This window comes from Emticicia sp. CRIBPO (genome assembly GCF_009905725.1).
Taxonomy (GTDB): domain Bacteria; phylum Bacteroidota; class Bacteroidia; order Cytophagales; family Spirosomataceae; genus Leadbetterella.
The window spans coordinates 357733-370291 of record NZ_JAAAKV010000006.1 but is presented as its reverse complement, the minus strand read 5'-3'; the positions used below and the strand labels follow the sequence as shown (position 1 = coordinate 370291).

At 38.9% G+C, this 12559-nt stretch carries 15 protein-coding genes; 5 read left to right on the top strand and 10 right to left on the bottom strand.

Annotated features, from left to right (window positions below; genetic code table 11):
- The first annotated feature begins 157 nt into the window (after nucleotides 1–157).
- Nucleotides 158–571 carry a hypothetical protein gene (locus GVN16_RS14735; protein ID WP_166564661.1) on the top strand — a complete coding sequence of 138 codons (414 nt, stop codon included), beginning with the start codon at nucleotides 158–160 and terminating at the stop codon, nucleotides 569–571.
- 45 nt (nucleotides 572–616) lie between these two features.
- Here GVN16_RS14735 and GVN16_RS14730 read toward each other — a convergent pair whose 3' ends face one another.
- Nucleotides 617–1441: a hypothetical protein gene (locus GVN16_RS14730; RefSeq protein ID WP_166564660.1), complete on the bottom strand. Its 825-nt coding sequence runs from the start codon at nucleotides 1439–1441 to the stop codon at nucleotides 617–619.
- Nucleotides 1442–1712: 271 nt separating this feature from the next.
- On the opposite strand from GVN16_RS14730, the gene GVN16_RS14725 reads away from it, so the two are divergent.
- The gene (locus tag GVN16_RS14725; protein WP_166564659.1) at nucleotides 1713–2429 is read left to right on the top strand and encodes a DUF3784 domain-containing protein; all 717 of its coding nucleotides are present in this window, start codon (nucleotides 1713–1715) and stop codon (nucleotides 2427–2429) included.
- A gap of 8 nt (nucleotides 2430–2437) precedes the next feature.
- On the opposite strand, the gene GVN16_RS14720 is transcribed toward GVN16_RS14725, so the two are convergent.
- The 7 genes from GVN16_RS14720 to GVN16_RS14690 all read right to left on the bottom strand — a co-directional run bounded on the left by GVN16_RS14720 (nucleotide 2438) and on the right by GVN16_RS14690 (nucleotide 8343).
- Complete coding sequence (locus GVN16_RS14720; RefSeq protein ID WP_205748868.1) at nucleotides 2438–3253, bottom strand: lipid II flippase family protein; 816 nt, start codon at nucleotides 3251–3253, stop codon at nucleotides 2438–2440.
- Between the two features lie 5 nt (nucleotides 3254–3258).
- Nucleotides 3259–3927 carry a sulfotransferase gene (locus tag GVN16_RS14715; protein WP_166564658.1) on the bottom strand — a complete coding sequence of 223 codons (669 nt, stop codon included), beginning with the start codon at nucleotides 3925–3927 and terminating at the stop codon, nucleotides 3259–3261.
- Nucleotides 3928–3975: 48 nt separating this feature from the next.
- Nucleotides 3976–4725, bottom strand: a complete 750-nt coding sequence (locus GVN16_RS14710) for a hypothetical protein (protein WP_166564657.1) — start codon at nucleotides 4723–4725, stop codon at nucleotides 3976–3978.
- Between the two features lies 1 nt (nucleotide 4726).
- Entirely contained in the window at nucleotides 4727–5368 is a 642-nt protein-coding gene (locus tag GVN16_RS14705; RefSeq protein WP_166564656.1) for a hypothetical protein, read from the bottom strand.
- A complete protein-coding gene (locus tag GVN16_RS14700) occupies nucleotides 5337–6167 on the bottom strand; it encodes a 3-keto-5-aminohexanoate cleavage protein (RefSeq protein ID WP_166564655.1) in 831 nt (276 codons plus the stop codon). Before GVN16_RS14700 ends, GVN16_RS14705 begins: the two co-directional genes overlap by 32 nt.
- Before the next feature lie 383 nt (nucleotides 6168–6550).
- The gene (locus tag GVN16_RS14695) at nucleotides 6551–7390 is read right to left on the bottom strand and encodes a hypothetical protein (protein WP_166564654.1); all 840 of its coding nucleotides are present in this window, start codon (nucleotides 7388–7390) and stop codon (nucleotides 6551–6553) included.
- A gap of 131 nt (nucleotides 7391–7521) precedes the next feature.
- Nucleotides 7522–8343: a hypothetical protein gene (locus GVN16_RS14690; protein ID WP_166564653.1), complete on the bottom strand. Its 822-nt coding sequence runs from the start codon at nucleotides 8341–8343 to the stop codon at nucleotides 7522–7524.
- 227 nt (nucleotides 8344–8570) lie between these two features.
- On the opposite strand from GVN16_RS14690, the gene GVN16_RS14685 reads away from it, so the two are divergent.
- The 3 genes from GVN16_RS14685 to GVN16_RS14675 all read left to right on the top strand — a co-directional run bounded on the left by GVN16_RS14685 (nucleotide 8571) and on the right by GVN16_RS14675 (nucleotide 10177).
- Nucleotides 8571–8963: a hypothetical protein gene (locus GVN16_RS14685; protein ID WP_166564652.1), complete on the top strand. Its 393-nt coding sequence runs from the start codon at nucleotides 8571–8573 to the stop codon at nucleotides 8961–8963.
- A gap of 173 nt (nucleotides 8964–9136) precedes the next feature.
- Nucleotides 9137–9448 (top strand): DUF6896 domain-containing protein, encoded by a 312-nt coding sequence (locus GVN16_RS14680; RefSeq protein WP_166564651.1) that lies wholly within the window; start codon nucleotides 9137–9139, stop codon nucleotides 9446–9448.
- A gap of 264 nt (nucleotides 9449–9712) precedes the next feature.
- Nucleotides 9713–10177 carry a hypothetical protein gene (locus GVN16_RS14675; RefSeq protein WP_166564650.1) on the top strand — a complete coding sequence of 155 codons (465 nt, stop codon included), beginning with the start codon at nucleotides 9713–9715 and terminating at the stop codon, nucleotides 10175–10177.
- Between the two features lie 222 nt (nucleotides 10178–10399).
- Here the strand turns inward: GVN16_RS14675 and GVN16_RS14670 are convergent, their stop codons facing one another.
- Together GVN16_RS14670 and GVN16_RS14665 are read right to left on the bottom strand one after the other, a co-directional pair.
- Nucleotides 10400–11200, bottom strand: a complete 801-nt coding sequence (locus GVN16_RS14670) for a hypothetical protein (protein WP_166564649.1) — start codon at nucleotides 11198–11200, stop codon at nucleotides 10400–10402.
- 107 nt (nucleotides 11201–11307) lie between these two features.
- Entirely contained in the window at nucleotides 11308–12372 is a 1065-nt protein-coding gene (locus GVN16_RS14665; protein WP_166564648.1) for a phosphotransferase enzyme family protein, read from the bottom strand.
- Between the last annotated feature and the right edge of the window lie 187 nt (nucleotides 12373–12559).

Genomic DNA, 12559 nt, shown 5'->3' with positions numbered 1-12559 from the left:
AGTGGTTAAGGAGTAAGTTTTGTTAACTTAGAAAAGGCCTGGAGGTGCTTGAAGATAGTCTTATATTGTCATACACAGATAAAAGAAGACATTATTAAATAACTGAAAGAAGCAGTAAGTTTGTGAAAACAGACTTGTCCGGAAAATATTCCGACTGATGATTGAAATTATTGTTGCTATGAAAAGAGGCCGGGTAATACTTTTTGTTATTTTTTTTGCGTGTTTATTTGGATATAATGCTTTCAATGAATACCGGATGAAAAAGTGTCATAGGATTATTATTGCAAAACAGGAAAGGATTTCGGGCGGTTATAAGAACCAATTTGCAATGCATTATAGCTTCTCATATGATAGCGTAGTTTTCTTTTCATCGGGTTCTTTAAATAGTGATTTATACAGCGAGAAAGACCATTATAAATTGAAAGGGAAGCGGTTTTTCTTAAAAATTTTATGTAGCGACCCAAAAAATAGCAGAATAATATGGGACGTAAAAGTTCCGGATACTTTATCCTATGTTCCTGAAAAAGGATGGGAGAAACTGCCTTACGGACTGGATAGCTTGAGTAAATGAAAAATCCCGGGCTTCAGTGATATGCTGAAACCCGGGTTTGGGATCTTACAGATTCTTATATTCGTATTCGATGACAGTTGTCAATGCATTTCCCGGATTTAATTCCTGGGTTTTAACGATCTGGGCTCTTAAAGGATAGTTGCTTTTAGAGTCAGTAACCTTAAAGTCGAAATTAGCCGGAGATGGCGGATTGTTTGATGATGTACCCGGGTCTGTAAACTTCGCCGGAAATTTCGCATAAAAATTAACCGCCTCAGAGTTTCCTGCATAGAACTCAGGCCCTAAAACAATCGCTAAGCCTTTATCCATCGTCGAAAGTGGGTTTTTGAACTCACTGAACTCAAACTTGGCACCACCTGAGTAGGTCAGGGTATTGTTCTGATAAGTGTAGGTGTTTTCCGAAGTGCCTGATTTACGTTTTACGATATTACCGGTCTCATTGTAGACAAAAGACACGGTGGTAGAACCTTCTATCTGGTAGGAATCCAGAGTTTCACCTGCATAAACAAAATTGTATTTTGCAGCGGTGATATAAGGCTTGGACGGGTCACCCGGTAAAACCTGGATACCTTTTGCAGTATTGCCGGTTTTGTAGTCGATCAGGAAAGACCCCGACTGTGTGTCTGAAAGCTGACCGGTTTGGGTAAACAATTCGTATTTCTTGTTCACTTTCTCCACTTTTTTGCCAGTGGCGTCATAAATCAACTCATATTCAGAACTGGAAACTTTAATCCCGTTTTTGTTTAACAGGCTTGATTTTACTTTGCTCAGTTGTACCTGGTCTTCCTGGTTCTGGATAGGATCAGCCTCTTCTTTTTTACATGAATAAAAGGCGAAAATCAGGGCGGAAGCCAAAAGAATTTTTTTCATAACAGTAAAGGTATTAATGTGTTACAAATGAAATATGCTCCAAGGTAAAGCATTTTATAATGGTGTGCAAGTGTGTAAACGAAAAACTGATTTAACGGTCAGGAAATAATAAAACCACACCACTCACGGTTGCACGATGATCTTGTTGGCAGGTTTTTCAGTTTGTTTTATTCAGGTTTATGAAATACATGGATCGAATTTACATAGTGATCGTTTTGCAAACGACGGAGATGTTTTTATATTGGTTCTTTAATCAACCATCCCTTAAAACATGCTGATCACTGTCACCATCACTTCACTCCTTTTTATTCTTATTTCATTTTCTGTCACGGCTGATAACGCTAAATACCTGCTTTCGGGATATAATACCATGCCGGAAGCAGAAAGAGATTTGTTTGACCTGACAGGATATCTGAAATTCTTTAAACGTTTCTTCCAGGTGCTCGGGGTAGGTCTGCTTACTGTGTTTCTACTGCTTCAATACACGGTCGGGCCGGAGGTGGCTGGTATGTTCTTTATATTTTTGGTGCTGCTGAGTTTTGCAGGATTCGTCGCCTTCAGTACCCGGTTTAACCAATCCCCCGCATCCCGGAAAAAGACTTGGGTTAATTATGCTGTGGCTGCGTTGTTGCTTTGCATCGCCGTTGGGACTGCCGTTATGATGTATTCCGGCACCCGGCAGACGGAGATCGTTTTCAGAGAAAAAGAAATGGAGTTTACAGGTATGTACGATATGTCAGTTCCTTATGATAAAATTGATAGCATTGGCGTCGTAGATTCCATCCCGGCCATCAAAATGCGTAGCAATGGTTTTGCTCTGGGCAGATACCTCAAGGGCGATTTCAAAACCATGAACCGGGAGACCATAAGGCTGTATGTCGACACCAGTCACAGGAAATACCTGCGGATCAAAACCGATGACAAGGTTATTTTCTGGAGTGGGGAGGGGGTGGACGAGACTCTCAGGGAGTTGGAAAATAAAATATAACAGCGTCTTCAGATCTTAATGATCTCCGCAATAAAAATGATGACGTGGGCCATCGGGATGAAAAGGAATTGGCCGAGGATCGTTCCGAGAACCCTGGCTATGGCTACAAAGGCAAAATACTTCCGCATGTATCCTTCGGTTACAGCTCCGTCGATGACCTTGTCAACCAGGATCGAGTTAAAAGGTTCAATAAAAAGCATCATACCCAAAGTTCCCAGGCCAAGGGCCACACCGTTGAGCGAAAGGGCGGTGGTCCTGAGCAGAGGGTTTAAATACCCGGCATATAAACATGATAAGATGCTGATGGTTATAAAGCCATAAACCAGGATATTGATCACCAATAGTTTTACAGGCATGTCCTGGTAGGAGCTCAGCCGCCTGAAGTTCTCCCGGTTAGGAAACGCCAGGTGTTGTTTTATTTTAGCAAAAGACGACGGACGCAGAGAGGCTGTAATGACTTTAAGTACAGATTGTTGTCTGTAAAGGGACTCCACTCCTTTTTTTAGAATTCTGTGGAGACTGGGAATTGAAAAGGCACCAGCTATAGATCCGATTGTCGCAGAGAATATAATGAGTCTGAAAAGAAAATTATATGGTTGGTGACCTTCTATGATGCTCTTCTCAATGGTTTTCGCAAGAAGCGGTGCCTGGGTTGCACCGGCTACATTGGCTGCCAGGGCAATAATATTAAAAACAGAATTTGATGAAGCCACTTTTCTGGTCTGAACCCCGACAATCCTGGTAGAAATGATTACCACATTTACCCAGTTGATAAATGCCGTCAAAAAACATACGATGATAATGGAAGCGGGGATTTCAGACATTTTTATCAGGTTTTATTTTTCCAGGGAAAATGGCCCTCTTTTTCAGGTTGTAAATCAATAAAATCACATAACCGGTAATAATCCTCATGGTTGGCCAGATTGATAACCAATAAATTATTTCTTCCGGTAAAGTAATTAATTATCTCCTGATTATATTCCAGGTAATGATTTTTTAATATTTCCGGATGATAAAGATTATCCTCCGGCGTATTGTATAGCCAGTTGTGTGTATCCCAGTAATAGCCTTTGTAGGCATACTTTGATCTTTGGAGATCTTTTTTTTCAGGTAAATAGCCAAAACATTTCCGGCGAAAATTAACCACTGAATTATACCATTGTTCCGGAGAATCTCTGAGGGTAAGAATAAACTGACTTCCCGGAAATGCCTGATCAAGATACTTGTAAGTTTCAGGATAGGAGAACGGGCAGTCCTGGAATACCTGGGCTGTATGACAATATTCTATAATAGCCTGAAAGTTTCCGGCTTTATATTGAGGAAATAATTTTTCAGCTTTAGACTGGTTCCCAACAGGATAGCCCCGTGACTCAAAGAAATGTTTCAGAGAAGTTGTTCCGGTTTTATTTCTTCCGATACAGAAAATCTTCTTGCTATTGCCGTGACGGCTTTTTTTTCCTTTAATGTAATCTGTTAATATAGTGATTAAGTGACTCATTATGTTTCTGAATAACATCAGGTTAATTTAAAGACTTAAGGATTTCAGTCAATCCAAACGCGGCGGAAACGTATTTAGATTTGACGTTTTAATTGAAAAGACCTTTTTATATAATTTGACAGGGGCGTGTAAATAGATAAAAAGTTTTACCACAAAAGGATTTTGAATATCTATTCTCGTTTTCATCGAAAATATCTTTTTCCTTATACGGATTTTAGGACCGAAACGATTATAATAGGATATAAAACGACCGGTTGTTTTTACAGCGTTGTTTCCAAAGTGGGAGTAACACTTACACCAGAAATTCACATCATTTGCATAGTATTTTTCTGAAGCCCATCTCACGTGTTCAAGCACAGAGTGATGACAAATTACCATTCCTGAATCTATAAAAGATGTCTCAGGGTTAGAACTCAGCGAGAGGGGGAGTCCTGTCGGGAAGAGTCTGCTGCTGGCCCCATATTTCTGATTCCCGATCACCATTCCGATGAAATCCTGATCTGCATATTCCCGGTAAGTCAGATAGGCTTCATCAAGGAAAACAGTATCATCATCCAGCAGGAAGAAGTACCCGTCTTTGATATGATCAAAAATGGCATTCCTTTTTTTGACGGTGTCTGAGTCAAGGCAATCAACTTCATATACCCTGATCCGCTTGTCTTTGAGAAAGTCATTGGTCAGAGCCGGAGTATGTTTACTCTTTGAAATATGCCATATAATATCTTCGTGCCGAGGAATTGAATTATATACCTGGTCAAGAAATTGTGTCCTGTAAAGCGGTGTTGCAATGTGAAGCATTTCAGATTTCTTTAATTACTTTAGCAGGAGAGCCATAAACCATCACATGATCCGGAACATCTTTAGTGACCAGGGCACCCGCTCCGACGATGCTGTTCCTGCCGATTTTAGTGCCGTCGATAATGTTAGCCCCCATCCCGATCTGGGTATTTTCGCCTATAAATACATTTCCAGCCACATGGCAGCCGGGATTTAAAGTAACAAAGCCGGAAATAACTGTGTGGTGTCCCACTGAAGCATTCCTGTTCACGGAAACAAAATCTCCCAGTTCCGACCACGCCGCTATGGACACCAGGCTGTTGATCAGGCACCCGTTTCCCAGCTTTACCGTGCTCGAAACAGATGACGAAGCATGAATAATAGTCGCAAATTTTGAAGGGCTTAAACCAAAGTTTTCAAACAGCCGGCGTTTTGTACCTGTCTGAAACCCACCCAGAACGAACGAGGTTTCTTCATTTTGTCCTTCGAAAGATTTGAGGATTTCTATATCGAATTTTTCATTCCTGTATTCTTTTTCAAAAGTCAGTTCCAGGTTATTGATGATTTTTATCCGGGGAAAGCTCTGGCATGATTCGAGGTTATCTAAAATCATGGTAATTGTGGCTTCACTTTTACCCAATATAAACAGGTCTTTTATTGACATATCCTAAGGTTTTAAATACTGCGGCATCCATATAACTCATTCCCAATTCGTTCATGATCCTGTGTATCCGTTGGACCAGCTGCAGGTTAGTGGCCAGTTTTTTATCTTCAAAATAGTAATTATCTTCCAGACCTGTCCTTACTCCGTCACCTTCCATCAGACCTGTGACATTTGCCTTTAGCTGGGCCTTACCGATTCCTCCGAAACAAACTGTCGCTTTAGGAGGAACGTTCTGTAATAATGAACTGATGGTGGCTACATCGGTACCGGCATTGAACAGGTTTCCAAGAATAATATTGATGTAAACATCTTCAGGTAGGATGTCTTTGCTGATCAGGTACTTTGTATAGTTAAGCATTCCGGAATCAAAACATTCAACTTCCGGATTAACACCATACCTTTCCATTTCAGAAATCAGCCACAAAATAGTTTCGGGAGAATTGACAGAAGCCGATAGCGGAAAATTTAAAGAGGACATCGTCAGGGAGCCCATATCCGGCCTGAGACTGAGAACTTCGGTACGTAAAGATCTGTCTTCAAAATACCGGCCGCTTAGTGAGACGCCGATGACCAGGTCCGGAGCGTATTTTTGTATACCCTCGATGATCCTCTGGAATACTTCTTTTTTATAGGTATTAGCTCCGCTTTCATCACGTGCGTGGAGGTGCACAAGTGTAATTCCGACTTCATTACAGGATAAAACGTCATCTATGATTTCATTATAGAAAATAGGTGCGAGCGAGTTAGCAGATGAGGACTGAGTGCCTGTCGGACAAAGGTTGATTATTTTAGAGACCATGGAAATAATATGTTTAATGGTAGAGGTAGATTTTCTAAAAACGAATCTTAACTTCTGTGTCTTATGAAGGGCTTGTTAAGTCAGACATATATTCCGGATTATATTTCCGGACATACGACTTATCAGAAAAGCCAACTGTCTTAATCAATGCACGTAACAGGGAAAGCTGCCTAGTTTTCACGAAAATTTAGGCGAAAATAATAGTGAAATGTGTTAATTCAAAGGAATTTTATGAAGTTTTTGGAGCTAAACTTATCGAGTGGACACAGAATGAACTATGAAAATTGCGAAACCTTCAGCTTTTGATACGAATCCTTTTACTTCCTGCTTCTCAGGCTAAAGCCTTGTGAACATACCTGGGCAGTTGAAACATCTACAGCGATTTATAGGTTCAGATATTCATATTCAAAAACTGCCGTCTGATTTGACGTAAACCCGGTAGCCTCTGCTTTCAATGGGTAGTCATTTTTTGATTCCATGACGCTGAATACAACTTTATAAGAGCCTCCGGTGGGAGTGGGTGAATATGTTTTGGAAGCAAGATAATTGGCTTGCAGATATACAGGGGGCATATCAGTAACCATGCCGTAAAATATAAGTCCGGCAAATCCGGCAACTATGGGATCTAAACTGGCAAGTGGATTCTTATATTTTGAGAATTCAAAAAAATGAGTACCTCGGTCGGTATAATATTTCCCTTCAGTAAGCGTCCTGTCATTATAGGTGTAGTAATATTCGTTTTTATTAGCGATGATTGTAACAATATTGCCTTTAGCGTCATACTTATAGTATTGAGTAAAACCGACACTATTTGTGGAATAATCCAGCTGCTTTCCTTTGTAAATATATTCAGAAAAAATCGGATCACTGGTAGAATTAGGAGGATTTGGGGCAAAAACTGAACTTCGGATCAGATCGTCCTCATTGTGTTTAAAAGTCATGATTTCTTCAAAACTACTGGTAATTTTGCCGTCACTTGAAAAACTGGTTCTTGTCCTGGTCGCTTTTTCGACAATTGATGTATTCTCCTTATAGAAAAGCTCAATCGTAGTGGTAACCAGGAGCTGTTTTTTATCAGAAACATTGTGAAACTTTATTTTTTTCACTAATGTCTTAGGTTGAGGTTTTTCCGGAACAATTTCTTCAACCGGATCCGGTTTGGTATTTTCTTTTTTGCATGAAACAGCAAGGCAAATTACAGCGATTAGGAAAAGTTTTTTCATTGGGAGTAATCTTTTTGATCTAAGTGGTTTTCTGATAATGATCCGGACGGATCACGTACCCTTTGGAACTGTCCGTTGCTTTTAATGATCCAATATTTTAACCGATTGCTGAAAGGAACCAAACTCAGGGCTTATTCATAGTAAAACGTTTGTCTGATATAACTTTTCTTATCTTCTGAGCCTGAGTAACATGAGGTTACCATGGATTGCTTGTTGACTGTATATTCAAAAGGAGGGCTGACAGAACCATACATCGGTTTATAGCTTCCAGGCACATTCTTACTGAGCTTGTCCAGCGTAAAAGGATCATAAGCATTCGACCGTCCGACACTTTGAAAGCCTGTCAGGAAAAGAATTTCCTGCATGCCGGCGGGAAAGAAATAGTAGGGACTGAGAAACTTAATCTGATGATCTTTAATTTCGGTGAAGTTGTCATCAAAAATGGTTTTGCGGTATACGAGGTTATCGTTTGATTTTTTATAGATAATGATCGGGAAGCCATTCTGCTCTACGATAAGGCTGTCTGTTCTTCTGACGATTTTCTGATAGTTGGAAGTCCGGCCGTATCTTGAACTGTCGGTATAGCTGATCGTTGACAGGCTGTTGTTCTGGTCGTAGCCAAGTTTGTATCGCATCCCCATCTGATCCAGGTAGTCTGTAGATACTATGTTATCAAGCAGGCCTGCTGCGTTGTAGTTAAAAGTAGCGGATCTTTTCGGTACGGTCTTACGGTTGGTATAGAGGTCATCCCTTCGGAATTGTGTAAGTTTAACAAGTTTTCCGAGTTTGTCATAATCATAAATGACAGAGTCGAAAGAGTAGTAACTGATATTATTGTTATCAAAAGTGATGGTCTTGAGTAGTTTTCCGGCGGGTTCTTCCTTTTCAACGGATTCTTTTTTACACCCAATAAACAAAATTGCTGCACTCAACAGGGATAAAAACAGTTTCATAGCTTATATTTATACGTAAATGATCAGGGCTGCAAAAGTAGGTATGAAATCAATACGGAGAAAGGTTTTGGAGGGGATTTGTTGGTTTTTTTCATTTAATTATCTGGCTTTGTTCAATAGTGATAGGATTACTTCCATTTTACACAACTGATTTTGGTAAAGTGAGTAAAACAACAGGAAATAGAATTACTAGGGATTTGAATGGAAAAATTATCGGGCATTAATATATGAATATAACGGAGGTGTTTTTCGAGGAAATTTTCTATCCAATTATTGGTTTATGGAAGCAAGAATATTATTTGGAATATGGAAATAAAATGCATACGTGTATTACATCTTTAAGAGACGATTTCTTGGAAATTGAACATGTCGTGGAGATAGAAAATTTTGATAAGAAATACAATCAATGGGATTTTTTCATGGTATTTATAATTTATCAAGTATTAACGGAAAAAGGGCTACAACATTTAGAAAGTGGGAGAAAAAAACTTCTTGTAAACGAAATTGCAATTGCTGATTTTGAAGACCAGTTTTTGGAAAATTTGCAGTCTAAAGGAAATAGAAAGTATTTAGAAAAGTATAAAGGATTTAAGAATATTGAAAATTATAGGGCAGATTAGCACATTTCGTATTAATCTATGAGCTTATCGAGTTGGTAGCTCAATTAGTAAATCTTTCAAATCAGACAAATAAACCAGGAAATAAGATGAGATGGTTCAAATAGAAGAAGTACAAAACTTATTGGAACTATATGTAAGCAGGATTAACACCGCAATCCATCTTTTTTTTTAATATGTTTGAGGTTAAAAACCCGTGTAAACTATATTGGCAAGGGTTGGTTAAGAGAACAGGCTTTTTAGATAATGAGGGGAAAATTGAGTATTCAATTCATGGGTCAGGTTGTACAGTTGAGTTTGATAATGGGGACATCGTATCATTTGACTTTTTAGAGGATGACTCAATTACTTTTGATTTGTTTAAATTTGAGATTTTCGTCTCCGAGAAACTTAATAATTCAGGTGGTTTAACAAAGCTATTTCAAAAAATAGAACTGTATAAAAAAGACGATAAATGGGCATTGCGAAATAAAGTTGAAGGCTGTTAAGACGGGAATGGTTTCTGTAATTGATGTTTTAGCAAGTTGGGCAAAGCAATCAAGAGAGAAATATGTATTAGAATGTGGCTATGAATGCCGCATAGTATTCTATTCTCCGACCTTTTTTTGCCAGATTAAGAAAGTCTGTGAGACATGTTCAGTGTAGCTGGAATGATAATACGGATGAATGGAAATGCACTAAAGTTGAATCCGCTATTAATGTGTAGGAATCTTTGGAACAAGTAAAATTTGAAGTCTGATAGTATTTTGAAAATGGAGACGATAAAAAGAATTAATCATACTTTCTGTTGCATTTTTTTATTGCTTTCTCCTGCATGTAAGGATAAAAGAGAAAGCCAAATAATTAATGTTAGTCAAGAAGAAGTTGCGGTTATTCATGGAGAGTTGATGAATGCCCTTAATAACGGAGATTTTAAATCTTACAACGTAGCTTCTAATTATTACATATTAAAAGATAAGTGGCCTGAATTTTATTTTTATTCATTAATAATGGCGAATAAATACAATTGTCCTGAAGCACATTACCATGTGTACTCCTTTCTAACAGATAAAGTTTATATAGATCAAATTAATATGTATAGTGGTGATGTAATTACCAGAAAAATGTCTTTATATCACTTGTTAAAATCTTTTGAGCTGGGACACGAGCCATCAAAACAAATGGTTTTGGATATTTATAAAAATAAAAAAGTGCCAAAAGCAAGTGATATATTGTGATGATGACTACTAAATTATCAACAGCTTTATACTTTACAAGGGGGAGCCTCCCAACTTTAGGATAAGGTAAAAATAGCAATGAGATTATACATAATTTTTCCAGTTTTAATAGTGCCATTGTCAGAATAAGAGCCTAATCATCTACTTGTGTGAATTCAAAAATGAATAATAGTCAGGTTCATCATTGTACATATTTCAAATTAAAGAGTTTTCTTGTTCCGGTCAAAAGTCAAAATATTCAAAAGCCAGGTTTGACGTGAATTTCTGTGAATTAAGCTGAGACTTGATTAACACCTTTGTCGGATAATTCTTTTTGGCTTCCAAAACTATATACTGAACTTCATCTCTGGATGAAAGATAATTATTTTGCAGAGATATGGCAGGGTCAGATGATGGTCCGTATAAGTTTTTATTTATTAGTATAGCTATCGCTTTATCCAATGAATTTGTCGGGTTTTTGTATTGACTGAACTTATACTCGTATTCATCGCTGATACTACCGTTTATTGCTGTATGTATTGAGCGGGTAAGTACATTATTAATGTAACGGTATTCATTCGAAGTATCTTCGTTCTGAGCCTTGATCAGGTTGCCGGAGAGATCATAGTCGTAAATGCTTAAAGTGTTTAATGCGATGGAATACGCCGGATCAGTTTCAACTGAATGGATTCTTCCATCTGCATAAGAAAATTTGTATTCCTCGTCCATATTGACCAGCAGTACCTGATTCACTACCCGGTCTGCATTTGCAGTAATTACCTTGTTTTCTTTATCGTACTCAAAAGTATATGTCGCATCCAGTCTTGATTTTTTCACATGGTCAACATCGTATAAATAGTTAACAATGATTTTGTCAATTTTACTTGATGAAGCATCGTAAATAAAATCATACGAGTAGTGGTCTGTTTTTATTTGTTTTATCTTTGGAGGTACAATATGAAGCCCGGAAGTGGGATCTGTATATCCTTTTTTACATCCTGCAAAAAGAATCACTAAAGTTAGGGCGGACAAAAACTGCTTCATTCGCTTTTTGTTGTAAGTTATATGATATTGTTTGCAAAGTTGCATAAAAAAACCATATTAAAAAAGACATTCTCATAATAGAAATGTGTAATGCTAACAACAGAGTTCTACTCCCCCAATATCCCCCCAATCACCCCTTCCAACACCCCTTTCCTCTCCTCCAAATCCTCCAGCAGTGCCAGTTGGTTTTTGGCCCGGTTGAGGTTGTGTTCCGGGTATTTGATGGGGTAGTAGACGTCGCTGTTGAGGTAGTCGCTCAGAAAGCGGAGTCCCTGCATGTAGATCATGAACTGGCCGGAGTAGAAAAGGCTGGCTTTTTCAGATTCGGTCAGCAGGTCTTTCATTTCGGAGAGGTAGCCTTTCATCAGGGCTTCGTAATAGGGCTCCCTGACTTTGATTTTGTCGAAAGCGGTACTTTCCTCTGATTCCTCACAAACGTAGGTCCTGACCATGTCGCCGAGGTCTGAGATGATCTTGCCCGGCATCAGCGTGTCGAGGTCACAGACGCAAAGGCCTTTCTGCGTTTTTTTATCGAACAGGACGTTGTTGATCTTCGTGTCGTGGTGGATCATCCTTTGGGGATAATCTTTATCTTCTATAATCTGAATGTACTGGTCTACCAGGGCTTGTCTTCCCTGAAACGATGCAATCAGCTCAGCCGCCGTTGATTTTCTCTCTTCAGACGCATGGGCAATCGCCTCTTTGAATTGCTCAAACCGCCAGGCCAGGTCATGAAAACCGGGGATCGTCGGGTTGAGTTCTGAAACGGGCATGCCGTGCAGGTTACGGGTCAGGATGCCGAATTGCCTGGCTGCTTCGTAAGATTGCTCCGGGTCACTGGCTTCATTGATCGAGAAAGAGCCACGGATAAAAGGAGAGAGCCTCCAGTATTCTCCGTTATCGATCATCAGACCTTCTCCGGACAGGGTTTTTACTGGGCTGATAAACAGGTAATCAGGGTAATGTGCTGCTAAAAACTCAGCGGTGTTTTCCAGGTTCCGGTCGATGTCCTCCGGTGTTTTAAAAACATAGGTGTTGATCTTCTGAAGAATGAAGTCCGGTTTACCGGTGAGCGACCTGACCAGGTAAGTATGATTGATGTGCCCAGAACCGAACTTTACGAGTTCATATTCTTCCGGATTCAGCCCGAATGCCTGCAATTGATGATCCAATGTATAGTAATCTTAAGGTTATTTCCTGACCCTAATATAGGAGGTGAACGGCATAAGTTTTTAAAAAATATTAATAATTTGAGTAAAGAAGAAATTCGCGTCAAAAAGACACCTAAAATAATATAAATATTTCCAGAAAATATTTAAAAATATTTGGAAATATGATTTTTATTTTTATTATATTGCA